This is a genomic window from Flavobacterium sp. DSR3-2 (genome assembly GCF_049896525.1).
GTDB lineage: Bacteria > Bacteroidota > Bacteroidia > Flavobacteriales > Flavobacteriaceae > Flavobacterium.
Genome location: NZ_JAFCUM010000005.1, coordinates 40174 through 55780, shown reverse-complemented (window position 1 = coordinate 55780; position 15607 = coordinate 40174). Strand labels below are relative to the sequence as shown.

The window sequence follows — 15607 nt, the reverse complement described above, 5'->3', positions numbered from 1 at the left end:
TATTACTAATTATTGGTTCAAATTGTTTCTAAAAAGTTTAAATATATTGAACAACAAAATACCAAAATAATAAGGTGATAAACGATAATGGGATTCCAAAACCAATCATCATACTGCATAAACGGGGCTTTAAACCGTGAGTAGAAGCTAAAATACAAGCAGTAATCATGGGTGCCATCGCTGACTCCAATATCGCAACTTGAATGATTTTAGAATGTTGTTGCAAAATTACGACATACAACACGTAAATGAGAGCTGGAGTCAATATTAATTTATACAAAAGTCCCAATCCTAAAAACTTCCAATGCTGACTTTTCCGGTCAAAACGCAGTTGCAAACCAACAGAGAGCAATGCCAAAGGTGTCACGCCACTTCCCAGTTTTTGCAATAAAATCTGAACATATTCATGAAAATCGAAATTGAAAACATTCATCAAACAGGCAATCAAAAAAGTTATAAATGGAGGGAATAACAGAATCTTCTTGGCAATCTGAAAACCATTTGGATTGCCACTGGAATATAAAGTTGCTACTAGTATTCCTAATGTGGAAAGTACCACAAAAGAACCCGGTTGATCGACTAGAATAGCCGTTTTCAAACCTTCTTCTCCGTACAATGCTTCAATTATTGGAAAACCTAAAAAGGAAGTATTACCCAAACCTGCTGTTAAAATTAAACAACCGATAAGTTTTTTAGACCATCCAAATTTGCTGCCTAAGAAACTAAAAAATATATAAGATACTGCAAATCCAATCCAAGCAACTCCAATTGGATATAACAATTCAGTAGTCCATTTTATTTTTGGAATATAATACAGGGCGAGAGCAGGAAGACAGATGTAAATAACAATCTTGTTTAACAACTTATAAATACTTACAGGAAACCCTTTTATATTTTGGAATACAATTCCAAGGAATAGGAAAACAAAGATTAAGATGAAGTTGGTCATAATACAACAAAGATATTGACTAATAAGAAATAAAATGAATTCAAAAAAATAAAATTTGTGATATATCCTCCGCAAAAGAGGAGCGATCAAAATGAAATGACATTTTAAGAGAATGACCGTCTATTCAAGATAGTTTTTATTATTTTTACTATTCTAAAAAATTATTTTGCCAAATAAAAAACAAACTCCAAGCGCATTGAATGAAAAACCCGGAATTTCTGCTCCAGAAATTATCAGCGCTGTTGCTGTTGGGCATATTCAGCAATTTAGAAAAATACAACCTTCGGCAAAAGAACTTTTTAAAGGAATTTTAGACGAAAATATTACTGCGCTTAGCCGTGCGATTACTTTAGTTGAAAGTACAAATGTCAATCATTTGGCTAAAGCCAATGAAGTAATAAATGCCTGTTTGCCTTATGCTAAAAAATCTGTCAGGATAGGAATTACAGGTGTCCCAGGCGTTGGAAAAAGTACCTTTATAGAAGCTTTTGGAAAATACTTGACTAGTTTAGGAAAAAAAGTAGCCGTACTTGCCGTTGATCCTAGCAGCACGATTTCACATGGAAGTATTTTGGGTGACAAAACCCGAATGGAAGAATTGGTGAAAGATAAAAATGCTTTTATACGACCATCTGCTTCGGGGGAAACATTAGGTGGTGTTGCTCGAAAAACCCGTGAAACCATTACGCTTTGTGAGGCCGCCGGTTTTGACACCATAATCATAGAAACCGTTGGTGTAGGTCAAAGTGAAACCGCAGTTCACAGCATGGTTGATTTTTTTCTTTTATTAAAAATTTCTGGTGCCGGCGATGAATTGCAAGGCATTAAACGCGGCATCATGGAAATGGCTGATGCTATTGTCATCAACAAAGCGGATGGTGACAATATCAAAAGAGCGCATCTTGCCAAACTGGAATTTAATAGAGCTCTGCATCTTTTTCCTGCTAAAAAATCAGGTTGGACTCCTACAACTGCTGCCTGTAGCGCCATAACTCATGAAGGAATACCTGAAGTTTGGGAAACCATTCAAAAATTTCTGGAACTGACAAAAGGCAATAATTATTTCTTTGAAAAGCGAAAAGAACAAAACCAATATTGGATGTTGGAGACCATTAACGAGCAATTGAAAACCAATTTTTACAATAACCCGGAAATTCAAAAATCATTGGATTCAACTAAAAAAGCGGTACAAAATGATGAAATTTCACCCTTTGTAGCCGCTCAAAAATTATTGGAAAAGTATTTTAAAAAAGACTAAGATATTATTTTACGATCTTTTGTTCTAAATAGGTTTTGTAACCATATTTTATCATCATTAAGCCTAAGGCAATTTTACCAAATTTACCAATAACATAACCCGCAGCATGTCCATAATTATAGGCATTACTAGAGTTTTCATTTGAACGAATTTCAAAAGGAAAAAAATTAAAAACGCCTTTAATTACGAGCAATGTCCCAAAAATAAACATGGAATACACAAATACATTTTTCATGTAAATATAAATTAAGTAAAACAAGAAATCAACTATTCTTCGTAAAGTTTGATTTCTCGGTCATAAAACTTATTGGCAAGAACGATTAATCCTTCCATTTCTGCATTTAATTCTGCTTCGTCAAGGTCTTCAGCTTCTTCCATAAACTCTACCTCATCATCCTTGAGATTAATGATAAATCTTGGGTAATCAAGGTGTATGATGAAAATATCTTCGGGAAAATCAGTGTTATCGCCCAGTAAAAATTTTGGTAATTCCATTTTAGTATTGTTTTGTTGATTTGATATTGAGTTATTTTAATTTTGAAAAAAACCTATTTGTCCGAAAGAATTATGGGTGTGTTTCGGCTGCCATTCATAAAAATAATCTTGGTATTAGTTGACGCTGCAAGTTCTTTCTGAGCTTTTATTTGCTCGTACTGTAATTGCTTATCTGTTAATCCTGTTGAAATGATACGTTGATAATCAGCAATACCTTGCGCTTCTACTCGCTTACGCTCTGCTTCTTGTTTTTCTTTTTGAAGCACAAATGTCATTTTTTGGGCATCTTGCTCGGCATTAATTTTACTTTCGATAGAAGCTTTTACCGATGCTGGAAGGTTTATATTGCGTATCAATAATTGCTCTAAAATCAAACCTCTTGATTTAAAATCGGCTTCAATTGTTTTAAATATACGCTGCTGAAATTCATTCCTTTTAGTAGAATACAAAGCTACGGCATCATAATAAACTGCATTGTCACGAATACGAGTTCGGGTAACAGGACGAACAATTTTATCACTGTAGTTCACGCCAATTTCTTTTAGAATTTTTGGAGTAGCTTCTGGCGATACTCTAAACAAAACGGTCAGATCGATAACGACTTCAAGTCCATCATTTGACAACACACGAATGGCATCATCACCAGATTGAGCGCCTTCGTTATGAACCGCAGACATGGTGTAATTTTGGGTTTGAATATCAAATTCTGTCACATCCATGAGCGGATTTATCAAACTCAATCCACTTTGTAAAATGTCGGTTTGAACGCTACCATAAAGGGACTTTACTCCTACTTTTCCAGCGTCAATTTGTTTGAACATAGATGAGAAAATTCCTAAAACAACCACAAGTACTCCAATGATTTTAAGACTGCCTGAGAACTTAGAGAAAGAATTTAGATTGCTTTTTAAGATGAAACTTAAAATTAAAAATAGTATTCCTAGAATAATTAATAGTAACATATTTTTATTGGTTTGGTTAATATTCTTGTTTTACGAAAATTCGGATGAGAAGTTACAGCGTACGAAAAATTTTATTCTTTATGATTTTGTATAACTAACTTTCTTGTCAATCTCGCAAAGCGAATATACAAAAATAAAGCGGCAGCGGTTAATCCTGCCAGAAGTCCGATCCAGATTCCAACGGCTTTGAGTTCCGTATATTTTCCTAAATAATAGGAAATAGGAAAACCAATAACCCAATAGGCCACAAAGGTTATGTACATAGGGATTTTTACATCTTGCAAACCACGTAAAGCTCCCAAAACAACGACTTGAATTCCATCCGATATTTGGAAGATAGCCGCAATCAATAGCAATTTTGACGTGATTATGATGATTTCTTCATTATCCAGCATTTGAGCTGAATCATTCATATTTAAGAATAAATGCGGTAAAAAATTATGAAATACCACAAATATTATCGCAAAGAAAGTTTCAAGTATAATCGCCAATAGAAAAATAGATCTTGCCACAACAATCAAATTTTTATAATCGTTCATTCCTTTGGTATGACTCACTCGGATCATTGCAGTAACACTTAATCCCATAGCTACCATAAAGGTGGAGGAAGCTAAAATAAGTGCAATCTGATTGGCAGCCTGGCTATTTTTACCCAAAGAACCAGAAAGCCAAATCGCAGCGGTAAATAAGGTTACTTCAAACAACATTTGCATTGCTGACGGCAAACCAAGATTAATGATTTTTTTCAAAATTGATTTTCGGATTTCTTTAAAACTAAAGTTTTTAAAATATTTTTTCAAAGCTGAGTTTCGTTTCATCAGGTAATGCATAAAAACTACCATCATTATTCTGGACAAAACAGTTCCTAACGCTGCTCCCAGAATTCCTAATTTTGGAAAAATCCAAATCCCATAAATCAGTACGTAATTAAAGAAGATATGTACCACGTTTGCCATCAAAATAGCATACATCGAATATTTTGTTTTGGTTAAACCATCTGCAAATTGTTTATATCCCTGATAGATAATCACCGGAATCAAAGAAAACGCCACCCAATCAATATATGGAGCGGCCATTTCAGCGACTTCTTTGGGTTGGTGCATCAAATACATAATCTGTTTTGAAAGCACCGTCAAAATAAACAATGCCACGCCTAAAACCGTACATAAAAGCAGTCCGTGATGAAAAGTGGTACGGATTTTTTCATTGTTTTTTTCAGCATCAGCCTCAGCAACTAACGGAGTAATTGCGGTAGAAAACCCTATCCCTAAGGACAAAGCAATAAAAATGAAGCTATTACCAAGTGAAACGGCCGCCAACTCCGTAGACCCCAATTTTCCTACCATGAAATTATCAACAATACCTATTAACGTATGCCCTAACATTCCCAAAATTACAGGATAAGCCAATGTTATATTATAAGAAAACTCTTTGAAGTATTTAGATAAATTCACTTTTTGTCTTTTTTTGGACAAAGATAATTAGAAGCTTTGAATTGTGTTGATACAATTGCATTTTAAACAGCTGTTTTTTTAATTTTCAGTCAATATAACAAGGAATTCTATAACAAATCGACATAATTATATAACTTTTTAAAAACTACGAAACTTACTTTTGCACTGTTGTTTTACGATAAACAAAACCCATCAAAACAACTAAAATATTAAAAAATACAATTATGAAAATCGCAGGAAAAATTAAATTCGCATTAGCACTTACTATCTCAATGATGTTTGCTTACAATGTGGAAGCTCAGGAAACAAACAAAGCAACAAATTACGACCAAGGATTCCGTTTAGGATTTGGTGCAAATGCAGGATATTCAGTTAATGATCCATACAAATTGGTACTAGGAGCTGATGTTAGAGGTCAATATGATTTATCAGAAAGATACTCTTTAACGTTGACTACAGGTTACACTAATTTATTTGTAAGCAAAGCTGATGGGTTTCCTGGCCTAACAGAAGGAAAAGATTTAGGTATCATCCCAGCAAAAGCGGGTTTTAAAGCTTTTATTTGGGAAGACCAATTTTACGTTATGGGAGAAGCTGGTGCAGCATTTGCAGCAAGTAATGTAGACAATACCAGAGACAAAACTTCTTTATTGTTATCTCCAAGTATAGGTTATGCTTCTAAATACATAGATATTTCTTTGAACTATACACATTACAATCATTTTGATCGTTTAAACAGTAACGGTTCTCTTGGTAGAGGAGTTGGACAAGTAGGTATTCGTTTAGCTTATGGTTTCAAACTATAAACGCACAAATAATGTTATAAAAAAATGCGCTGAAATTCAGCGCATTTTTTTTGGTCTATTCTTTTTTCAACAGGTCTTTATACATTTCAAAATTAGCTTTTACCTTTTCGTCTAATTTCGGTTCTTTGATGTCACTATATTTTTGCATTTCTTCCCAGATAATTTTGGCCACAACATAACGCGCCATTTCCTTATCGTCTGCAGGAATAATATACCATGGCGCATTTTCGGTAGCCGTTTTATTAATCGTTTCCTCATAATACTGCATGTACTCATCCCAATGTTCGCGTTCTTTCAAATCTCCGGGTGAAAATTTCCAATGGTGCTCCACTTCTTCCAATCTTCGCAGCAAGCGTTTGCGTTGCTCTTCTTTACTCAAATGAAAATAAAATTTCAAAACAATAGTTCCGTTTTGCGTGATGTGCTTTTCAAAATTATTGATCTGCTCTAAACGGTTTTGCCAAAACTGTGACGTAATGTCTTGTACCTTTTCAATTCCTGGCAAATTTTCATTCAAAATATATTCCGGATGCACGCGGGTGTACAAAACATTCTCATAATGCGTTCTGTTAAATACTGCAAATTTTCCTTTTTCTGGCAAAGCCAAATAATGTCGCCACAAATAATCGTGTTCCAATTCCGTTGAATTGGGAGTTTTAAAACTGTGCACCTCTACACCGCGCGGATTAAATTCCTTAAAAACTTCCCGAATTAGACTATCCTTGCCCGAAGTATCCATCCCTTGCAAACAAATTAAAACCCCGTATCGATTGTGCGCGTACATCACATCCTGCAACTCGCTCAATTTCGCCTGAACTTTATCCAGTTTTTCCTCTTTGGCATCATCACTGGCTCCATTGAACAAATTAGTAGGGATTTTGGCTAATTCAATTTTGCCAATCACTTTAAAATCATTGGGATTTATAGACTTCATAACAAATAATTTATCTTTGTAAACTCAAATATAACAAATTATAAAGATTAATCCTGATGAATTTCAGGAGCATTTTCCAGCTATTCGTTGCAATCTTTCTAGTCCTGAACTTGTTTCAGGATCCTGAAACAAGTTCAGGACTAGAAAGGATTTTCACTATTATCTGGGCTAGGCAATGCTTTTCAAAACACATATTATGGAAAAATTCACACTCGAATTACTGTTTCAAATCATCGGCATTGGTTCCGCATCCGGACTAATTTACAAAAACAATTCGCTATTAATTATAGGTGACAACAGCGGTTTTCTTTACGAATACCACCTAGATTCGCAGGATTTAAAGCGCCATCCGCTACTGGAAAATCCCATTGAAAACACGCTAAAAAAAGACAAAGCTGATTTTGAAGCCCTAACCGATTTTGGAGATAGTCTGTATGTTTTTGGTTCTGGTTCTACCCAAAAAAGAAACAAAATGTTACAAGTCAACTCCAGCACTAAAAAGGTGATTGCTAAAAATGACCTCGCCGGTTTGTATGCCGTAATGCAAAATTTTGGAGAAATTAAACCTGAAGATTTCAACATCGAAGGCGCCATCTACAATGGCGAAAGTTGGTTTTTATTGAATCGTGGCAACGGAGGATCTCATAAAAATGTCCTTTTCACCATCAAAGGAAAAAACCTTGCCAACGACTTCACTATTCTTTCGAACACCTACATACTTCCTAAAATAAAAGGAGTACGCAGTAGTTTTACCGACGGAATTTTAGTCGATGACAGTATTTATTTTTTGGCGACAGCCGAAGACACCGAATCTACGTATGATGATGGCGAAGTTCTAGGAAGTCTGATTGGGAGCATTAACCTGAAAACCATGAAAATCGATTTCACTAAAAAAATTAGCAGCACCCATAAATTCGAAGGATTGACTTTATACGCCAATTCAAAAGAGAAAATCGAGTTCTTGCTTTGTGAAGACAAAGATTCCGAGGTTTTAGAAACGGATATTTACAAACTGACTTTGGACAAAAAATGATGTTTCTTTCGACCTAAATAACATAACGTTAAATTTAGATTAAATAGAAAACCAAAATAGATTTAAAATGTAAAACGTATTACTTTTACAGTAAACTCAGCCTTGTAAAGGCATTAAATAATTAAAAAAATGACAGACTTAAAAAATAAAAATGCCCTAATTACCGGCGCTGGAAAAGGAATTGGAAAAGCGATTGCTTTGGCATTAGCCAAAGAAGGCGTAAATGTAATTTTGATTGCCAGAACACAGGAAGAAATAGACAGTGTTGCGGCAAAAGCACGTTCGTTGAGAGTAAAAGCACTGGCAATAACCGCTGATGTTGCTGATATCATCTCGGTTAATACCGCCGTTGAAAAAGCATTGGCTGAATTTGGAACCATTGATATTTTAATCAACAATGCCGGAATAGCCGCTTTTGGAAAATTCCTAGAATTAGAACCCACAGATTGGGAACGTATTATACAGGTAAACTTAATGGGAACTTATTATGTGACTCGCGCCGTTTTGCCCAATATGATTGAAAGACAAACGGGTGATATCATCAATATTTCTTCAACATCAGGATTAAGCGGAAATGCATTAACAAGCGCTTATAGTGCTTCTAAATTTGCAGTTTTAGGATTAACCGATTCTTTGATGCAGGAAGTGCGTAAGCATAATATTCGGGTAACGGCGTTAACACCAAGTACGGTTGCCACTGATATGGCCAAAGAATTAAAATTGACTGATGGAAATCCTGATACAGTTATGCAAGCTGAAGATATGGCCGAATTAATCATCGCGCAACTCAAATTAAACCGACGCGTATTTGTCAAAAATAGCAGTATTTGGTCTACGAATCCATAATGCCATTTAAATAAAGAAAATGACAAAACAAATTGTCTAAAAAAAATCTGCAAAAATCTACAAAATCTGCGTGCTGAAAATTTTTCACGCAGATTTTGCACATTCAGCAGATTTTATATCTTACAATACCTACTTCGAATTTCTTTAACCAAGCATTTGAAAAGAGTTAAATACAGTTTGTATTAATTCCTTTTAATTAAAAAAGAAAAAATTATTGACTAAATTCGTATTAAAACCGATTCTTTGTGGTGAAAAAAAATAACCTTTTTAAACCACAATATTCACGAACTCCATTCGTACGCTTCCGTCTTCATCAATTTTTGTCAATTTAATGTCGTGCAACGTATTGACTAATTCTGGATTCCAAGGCGTTTTTACTTTGACATAGTTTTCGGTAAACCCGTGAATGTAGCCTTCTTTATTTTCACTTTCGAATAAAACAGTTCTATTACTACCCAATTGGCTTTCGTAAAAAGCGCGACGTTTTTTAACGGATAATCCACGTAACATTTTACTTCGTTTGGCACGAACATTAGCAGGAACGACACCTTCCATTGTAACTGCTTCCGTATTATCACGTTCCGAATACGTGAAAACATGTAAATACGAAATATTCATTTCATTCAAGAAATGATAGGTTTCCAGGAAATGTTCATCTGTTTCGCCAGGAAAACCAACAATTACATCCACACCAATGCAGGCATGTGGCATGACTTCCCGAATTTTATTAACTCTTTCTGTATATATTTCACGCTGGTATCGGCGTTTCATTAATTTCAAAATATCGTTACTTCCAGATTGCAACGGAATGTGAAAATGCGGTACAAAAGTCCTGCTTTTCGATACAAATTCTATCGTTTCATTTTTCAATAAATTTGGTTCAATAGATGAAATTCGCAATCTTTCAATACCTTCTATTTTGTCTAATTCCTGAACTAATTCCAGAAAAGTATGTTCGTGTTTTTTATTTCCGAATTCCCCTTTTCCGTAATCGCCAATATTTACTCCGGTAAGAACAATTTCTTTTATGTTTTGCTCTGAAATATCCTTTGCATTTTTCAATACATTTTCCAGTTCATCACTTCTCGAAATTCCTCTTGCTAAAGGAATCGTGCAATAGGTACATTTGTAATCACAACCATCCTGAACTTTCAAGAAAGCGCGGGTTCTGTCCCCTATCGAATAACTTCCCACGTAAAAATCCGCTTCGGAAATTTCACAGGAATGTACTTCACCAAAATCATTTTTAGACAAATCATCGATATAATCTGCCAATTTAAATTTTTCAGTTGCACCAAGAACTAAATCTACTCCATCTACACTCGCTAATTCTTCTGGCTTCAATTGCGCATAACAACCCACCGCCGCGACAAATGCTTTGTCATTCAATTTCATTGCTTTTCGAACCACTTGCTTGAACTGCTTGTCTGCATTTTCAGTAACGGAACACGTATTAATCACATACATATCAGCTACTTCCTCAAAATCTACCCGATCAAAACCTTCGTCTTGAAGATTACGGGCAATCGTCGAAGTCTCCGAAAAATTCAGTTTACAACCCAGCGTATAAAAAGCAACTTTTTTTCTATTTTCCATAAAATAACTCAATTAATGAAATCGTTGTCAAAAAATTGAGTGCGCAAATTTACGAACAATATTCTGGAAAATGAAATCAATAATTTTCTATATAGTAGTATCTTGTGAGCAAATAATTAGGCTTTAAAAAATGAAAAAAATAATTACAATTACATTTCTTATGATTGCGTTACAAATAAATGCTCAAAACGCAATAGAATGGGATGGAAAATATCAAATCCAACTTTCCGATTTTAAATCAAAAGCAACTCAAATTGGCAATGTGAGTAGTAATAGCATACAAACTGCTTCTGGACTAAATTTTAGCATACAAATGAGTAATGTTGAATTTATGTTTACCAAAAACTTCAATTCCAAAGTAAGTTCTACATTCAAACGAGAATCGGCTTCCATAATAGCAACTGATACTATTACAGGTGAACATATGGTGAAATTTGCTCAATATGAATTTGATTTATCAGAACTTTATGCTCGAAAACTTAGAAAAGACTTATACGTTAACAAAGGCACTTTTTCAGATATTAGTTTTCTTCAACCGCTTTATGATGCTATCCAAAAAGAATATGTAGAAGAACACGGAGAAGCCTCTAAAAAAACTAATCTGGGACAAAAAAAGGATATATTAATAAAACTTAACGATGATGTTTTAATAAGAATTCAAGAACTTTCTGATTTCTGTAAAACTTGTAAATCACCTAAAAAGAAATCTTAATTCAAAATAAATCGTCTCACAACCTCAGCAACGCCATGATCATTATTTGATGCAACAACAACATCGCCTTTATCTCTCAATTCAGGATCAACATTGTCTACCCAAACGCCCAATCCGGCATATTCAATCATGGTTAAATCATTTCCTGCGTTTCCAACGGCGATAATTTCACATTGAAGGATATTTAGTTTTTCCGCCAAAAATTTAATACTGGCTCCCTTATCGATTCCATTTTGAGCTACTTCAAGAAAGAAAGGTTTTGACATGCTGACACTAAGATGTGGCATCGCTGCTTTCAAATCTTTCTCTACTTCTTTTAAATAACTTGGCTCTTCTAATAAGATACATTTTACAGCTGAAGATTGAACCTCCTCTTTAAAACTTACCACTTTATTATGCGCTAAACCGGTGATGTTTTTTTCGATTTCGATATATTCAGAATCTGTTTCACTTACAATTTTACCATCAACATAAGTAATAATATGAGTATTACTTTTTAAACTGTAATCGTACAATTCATGGATTTGCTCTTGGGATAATGTTTGTTCAAAAATGACCTTATCTTCCTTCAAATCTGTAATCACAGCTCCATTATACGATATCATGAACGAATTATCCAATTGCAGTTCTTTGGCATACGCTGTCATTGCTGGGGTTGGTCTACCAGATGCCAGAACAATATGAACACCTAATTCTTTTGCCTTAAACAACATTTCTTTATTCTCGTTTGAAATGGTATGGTCATCAGTCAACAAAGTGTCGTCCATGTCCAAAACCAACATTTTATATTTCATTTTAATTTTTGTTGCGAATGTTTTAAATACTCATTCTAAATTCTTCGATAACTGGATTTACTTTTGAAAACTCAGTTTCCTGAACGAACAATTCTACCGCTAAATCCGAATTCCCAAAACCTCCCAATCGAGCTGATTGTATATTGTTTTTCACAACAACATTTACACCAATCGCTTCGATTTTTTCTTGTAAAGCCATTGCTAGAATTTCACTTCCCGAAAACACTTTCATTAATCCCATCTTGTTATTTATTTATTATTATTTGTTACCGTTTTCTTCATTGCCTTCTTGTTCTTCGAACTCATCTCCAGCTTCAGGTTCGAAATCTTCCTCCTCCTCTAAATCCTCGTCTTCAACTCCATCAAAATCAAATTCAAAGGGCTCTACTAACATTTTTTCAGCGAGGACTTCGATTCGTTCTGTAAATTGTTCCGAGAAAATTATACGTTGGGTTCTGACGATACTATTTGAAATACGCATGATTTTTGTTTCATGACGCAATTTCAAAATTGGGTCTGCATCATCCAAAATAAACATTTTTAATCGGTTTACATTAAATCCAGCCGTGGTAAACATTTCGCTTAATTTATTTGGAGTTCCAATCAATACGTCAATTCCGCTGGAAATATAATTTTTATCGTATTCCATATCTCCTTTATCATGAACACCATAGACTTCTAAATTAGAATTCTTTCCGTATTTTTCAAAAAGTGATTCCATTTCCAACACTTTGGCTTTGTCTTCAACAATAATTAAAGCTCTTGGTGATTCTTCGTTTGCACCTGCCAACCTCTGAATTACATTCAACACAATAGTTGTTGATTTCCCGCTTCCTTTTGGTGCAATAATAATGCAATCCGAACCACTTTTCAGTGTCGAAAATGTTTCTTTTTGCATCGCATTAGCCTCGGTCAAACCGTTTTCAATTAAGGATTGCTGTAAATCTTCGTTTATTTTTTTTAGTTTCATTTCTTGTGATTGAAAGATTAAAAATTGAAAAATTAAAAGATTAAACCTGGTGCTGAATCTTTAAATCATTACATTTTTAAAATCATTAAATTAATTTTATTTTGACGCAAATAGTTTCACATCATTCTCGGAAATTTCGCTTCCACCGAGGATAATCAAGCGCTCCACTACATTTCGTAATTCACGGATGTTTCCAGTCCAATCGTATTCCTTCAATAAATTAATCGCTGCTTTAGAGAATTTTTTCACTGTATTCCCTTGCTCTGAAGCAATTTTATCAGAAAAATGCGAAATCAACATCGGGATATCATCGCGTCTTTCATTCAAAGCAGGAACTTTTATTAAAATAACGGCCAAACGATGGTATAAATCCTCACGGAAACGACCTTCGGCAATTTCTTTATTCAAATCTTTATTAGTTGCTGCAACCACACGAACATCTACTTTAATATCCTTATCCGCTCCTACTCTTGTAATCATACTTTCTTGTAAAGCACGCAACACTTTGGCTTGCGCCGAAAGACTCATATCGCCGATTTCATCCAAGAAAATAGTTCCTTTATCAGCGGCTTCAAATTTCCCTGCGCGGTCTCTCACTGCTGATGTAAACGCTCCTTTTACGTGACCGAATAATTCGCTTTCTATTAGTTCTGATGGAATAGCAGCGCAATTTACTTCGATTAAAGGAAAATTAGCTCGTTCACTTTTTTCGTGTAATTGATGTGCTACGAGCTCTTTTCCAGTTCCGTTTGGTCCCGTGATTAAAACCCTGGCTTCGGTTTGTGCTACTTTTTCAATCATCACTTTTATGTGATTAATAGCTTCGCTTTCGCCAATCATTTCGTAGTTCTTGCTGACTTTTTTCTTTAAAATTTTATTCTCTACTACGAGCTGTTTTTTATCCAAAGCATTTCGAACCGTATTCAACAACCGGTTTAAATCAGGTGGTTTCGAGATGTAATCAAATGCACCCAACCGCATTGTGTTGATGGCGGTTTCCATATCGCCATGACCGGAAATCATCACCATGGGAATTTCAGGTTTGATTTTTTTGACCGCTTCCAAAACTTCAACGCCATCCATTTTTGGCATTTTGATGTCGCATAAAACCAAGTCGTAATCGTTATTTTTTATTTTTTCAAAACCTGCAACCCCATCTTCGGCTTCTTCAACTTGATAGGTTTCGTTCTCTTCAGAAAGTATTTTTGTAAGTACTCTTCGAATTGCGGCTTCGTCTTCTATGATTAGTATTTTTGACATATTTGTATTTTTGTTTTGCCACGAAGGCACAAAATTTCATTTCTAATTAACAGACAACGTTTTTGAAAACTGATGCCCTAGCCCCGATTGAAGTGGAAATCCTTTTTATTTTTTCTTTAAAAATAAAAAGATTACAACGGAAAGCGGGAGATAGCTCCATAAATTAATTAAGTTTTAACAAAGCTGAATTAACCTTCTATTAGTATTTCAACCAGCGGTACATTTCACTCCAAGTTGGTTTTTTGCCATACATCAGTATTCCTATTCGGTATATTTTTGCGGCAAACCAAACTACAAAAAAGAAGCTTCCGAATAATAACGTTACTGATATTATGATTTGCCACAAAGGTACGCCAAACGGAATTCGCATCAGCATCACGATTGGCGAGGTGAGCGGAATCATTGAAAAAACAACTGCAATTGTCCCGTGCGGATCATTTATTACAGTGAAAAATCCGACATAAACACTTAACATTAACGGCATGATAATAGGTAACAAAAATTGTTGTGAATCCGTTTGATTATCAACTGCAGCGCCAATTGCCGCATAAAATGAGCTGTATAGAAAATAACCGCCAATGAAATAAACCACAAAGCCACCTAAAATACTGGCAATGGGTAAATTCCATAATTCTTTAATATACATTTGGGCAGTTCCAGTCATTTCCTGCTGCGCGGTTTGCATCATTTCCGGAGAAATTCTGGCTGTAGGACCTACATTTACTCCCAAAAATACCGAGGCAGCAAACAGTAATGACATTCCGATTATTGCCCAAATAAAGAATTGCAGCAATCCGGCTAATGAAGTTCCTATTATTTTTCCCATCATCAATTGAAATGGTTTAACCGATGAGATTATAATTTCTACTATTCGGCTGGTTTTTTCCTCGATGACGCTCCTCATCACCATGTTTCCGTAGATGATTATGAACATCATAATAAGATATCCAAATGCGCCGCCAATCCCGATTTTGATTTCATTAAGTCCTTTCACGCTTTCTTCACCAGATGCTTTTGTCAAGCTAATATTCACTTTAGATTGCGCATTTTTAATTGCCAGTGTATCTAAATGCGCTTTTTCTAAATTGTTTTTGGTCAGCTTATTTGCAATTACATCTTGAACATTTTCAATGAATGAAATACTTGGACTGCTGTTTGAAATAAACTGGATTTTATTTTCGAAATCCTTGGCATTATTCGCTTTAGGGATATACAACAATCCTTCATAGCTTTCATTAGAAATACTGTCTTTAAGAAATTTCAAGTCAATTACAGTCAGATCAAGGTATTTGTACGCTTTGTTTTTATTGTTTTGCGAAGTAAATTCCTTTACAAACATACCCGATTCATCATGAATAGCGATTCGTTTGGTATCGGCTTTCATGGAACTTAAATAGGCCACAAAAACGGCTATTCCCACAAATAGTAACGGACTTAAAAAAGTCATAACAATAAAAGATTTATTACGCACTTTGGCAATAAACTCTCTTCTTATAATTAATGATATGATGCTCATTTTTAGACTGCTTAAATTTTTC

At 34.7% G+C, this 15607-nt stretch carries 17 protein-coding genes; 5 read left to right on the top strand and 12 right to left on the bottom strand.

Annotation, left to right across the window (positions count from 1 at the left end; genetic code table 11):
• Positions 1-37: 37 nt before the first annotated feature.
• Complete coding sequence (locus ACP7AV_RS08325) at positions 38-949, bottom strand: AEC family transporter (protein WP_426091552.1); 912 nt, start codon at positions 947-949, stop codon at positions 38-40.
• 166 nt (positions 950-1115) lie between these two features.
• Here ACP7AV_RS08325 and meaB point away from each other — a divergent pair, with 166 nt between their 5' ends.
• A complete protein-coding gene (gene meaB, locus ACP7AV_RS08320) occupies positions 1116-2207 on the top strand; it encodes a methylmalonyl Co-A mutase-associated GTPase MeaB (RefSeq protein ID WP_426091551.1) in 1092 nt (363 codons plus the stop codon).
• Positions 2208-2211: 4 nt separating this feature from the next.
• On the opposite strand, the gene ACP7AV_RS08315 is transcribed toward meaB, so the two are convergent.
• The 4 genes from ACP7AV_RS08315 to ACP7AV_RS08300 all read right to left on the bottom strand — a co-directional run bounded on the left by ACP7AV_RS08315 (position 2212) and on the right by ACP7AV_RS08300 (position 5118).
• Complete coding sequence (locus ACP7AV_RS08315) at positions 2212-2442, bottom strand: hypothetical protein (protein ID WP_426091550.1); 231 nt, start codon at positions 2440-2442, stop codon at positions 2212-2214.
• Between the two features lie 32 nt (positions 2443-2474).
• Positions 2475-2702, bottom strand: a complete 228-nt coding sequence (locus ACP7AV_RS08310) for a hypothetical protein (protein ID WP_426064345.1) — start codon at positions 2700-2702, stop codon at positions 2475-2477.
• Positions 2703-2755: 53 nt separating this feature from the next.
• Positions 2756-3664 carry a prohibitin family protein gene (locus ACP7AV_RS08305; RefSeq protein WP_426064346.1) on the bottom strand — a complete coding sequence of 303 codons (909 nt, stop codon included), beginning with the start codon at positions 3662-3664 and terminating at the stop codon, positions 2756-2758.
• A gap of 71 nt (positions 3665-3735) precedes the next feature.
• Positions 3736-5118 carry an MATE family efflux transporter gene (locus ACP7AV_RS08300; RefSeq protein ID WP_426091549.1) on the bottom strand — a complete coding sequence of 461 codons (1383 nt, stop codon included), beginning with the start codon at positions 5116-5118 and terminating at the stop codon, positions 3736-3738.
• A gap of 224 nt (positions 5119-5342) precedes the next feature.
• On the opposite strand from ACP7AV_RS08300, the gene ACP7AV_RS08295 reads away from it, so the two are divergent.
• The gene (locus tag ACP7AV_RS08295; RefSeq protein ID WP_426091548.1) at positions 5343-5924 is read left to right on the top strand and encodes a hypothetical protein; all 582 of its coding nucleotides are present in this window, start codon (positions 5343-5345) and stop codon (positions 5922-5924) included.
• 55 nt (positions 5925-5979) lie between these two features.
• On the opposite strand, the gene ACP7AV_RS08290 is transcribed toward ACP7AV_RS08295, so the two are convergent.
• On the bottom strand, positions 5980-6858 hold the full coding sequence (locus tag ACP7AV_RS08290) for a PPK2 family polyphosphate kinase (protein WP_426091547.1): 879 nt from the start codon (positions 6856-6858) through the stop codon (positions 5980-5982).
• A gap of 196 nt (positions 6859-7054) precedes the next feature.
• Here ACP7AV_RS08290 and ACP7AV_RS08285 point away from each other — a divergent pair, with 196 nt between their 5' ends.
• Both ACP7AV_RS08285 and ACP7AV_RS08280 read left to right on the top strand, forming a co-directional pair.
• A complete protein-coding gene (locus tag ACP7AV_RS08285; protein WP_426091546.1) occupies positions 7055-7891 on the top strand; it encodes a DUF6929 family protein in 837 nt (278 codons plus the stop codon).
• A 129-nt stretch (positions 7892-8020) separates the two neighbouring features.
• On the top strand, positions 8021-8737 hold the full coding sequence (locus tag ACP7AV_RS08280; RefSeq protein ID WP_426091545.1) for a 3-ketoacyl-ACP reductase: 717 nt from the start codon (positions 8021-8023) through the stop codon (positions 8735-8737).
• Positions 8738-9004: 267 nt separating this feature from the next.
• Here the strand turns inward: ACP7AV_RS08280 and mtaB are convergent, their stop codons facing one another.
• Positions 9005-10333 carry a tRNA (N(6)-L-threonylcarbamoyladenosine(37)-C(2))-methylthiotransferase MtaB gene (gene mtaB, locus ACP7AV_RS08275; RefSeq protein ID WP_426091544.1) on the bottom strand — a complete coding sequence of 443 codons (1329 nt, stop codon included), beginning with the start codon at positions 10331-10333 and terminating at the stop codon, positions 9005-9007.
• Positions 10334-10463: 130 nt separating this feature from the next.
• Here mtaB and ACP7AV_RS08270 point away from each other — a divergent pair, with 130 nt between their 5' ends.
• A complete protein-coding gene (locus ACP7AV_RS08270) occupies positions 10464-11045 on the top strand; it encodes a hypothetical protein (protein WP_426091543.1) in 582 nt (193 codons plus the stop codon).
• On the opposite strand, the gene ACP7AV_RS08265 is transcribed toward ACP7AV_RS08270, so the two are convergent.
• The 5 genes from ACP7AV_RS08265 to ACP7AV_RS08245 all read right to left on the bottom strand — a co-directional run bounded on the left by ACP7AV_RS08265 (position 11042) and on the right by ACP7AV_RS08245 (position 15585).
• Complete coding sequence (locus ACP7AV_RS08265) at positions 11042-11839, bottom strand: Cof-type HAD-IIB family hydrolase (protein WP_426091542.1); 798 nt, start codon at positions 11837-11839, stop codon at positions 11042-11044. The two genes, ACP7AV_RS08270 and ACP7AV_RS08265, sit on opposite strands and share 4 nt — an antisense overlap.
• A gap of 22 nt (positions 11840-11861) precedes the next feature.
• Positions 11862-12080 carry a DUF2007 domain-containing protein gene (locus ACP7AV_RS08260; RefSeq protein ID WP_426064355.1) on the bottom strand — a complete coding sequence of 73 codons (219 nt, stop codon included), beginning with the start codon at positions 12078-12080 and terminating at the stop codon, positions 11862-11864.
• An 18-nt stretch (positions 12081-12098) separates the two neighbouring features.
• On the bottom strand, positions 12099-12809 hold the full coding sequence (locus ACP7AV_RS08255; protein WP_426091541.1) for a DEAD/DEAH box helicase: 711 nt from the start codon (positions 12807-12809) through the stop codon (positions 12099-12101).
• Positions 12810-12905: 96 nt separating this feature from the next.
• Positions 12906-14069, bottom strand: a complete 1164-nt coding sequence (locus ACP7AV_RS08250) for a sigma-54-dependent transcriptional regulator (protein WP_426091540.1) — start codon at positions 14067-14069, stop codon at positions 12906-12908.
• A gap of 199 nt (positions 14070-14268) precedes the next feature.
• Positions 14269-15585: an ABC transporter permease gene (locus tag ACP7AV_RS08245; RefSeq protein WP_426091539.1), complete on the bottom strand. Its 1317-nt coding sequence runs from the start codon at positions 15583-15585 to the stop codon at positions 14269-14271.
• Between the last annotated feature and the right edge of the window lie 22 nt (positions 15586-15607).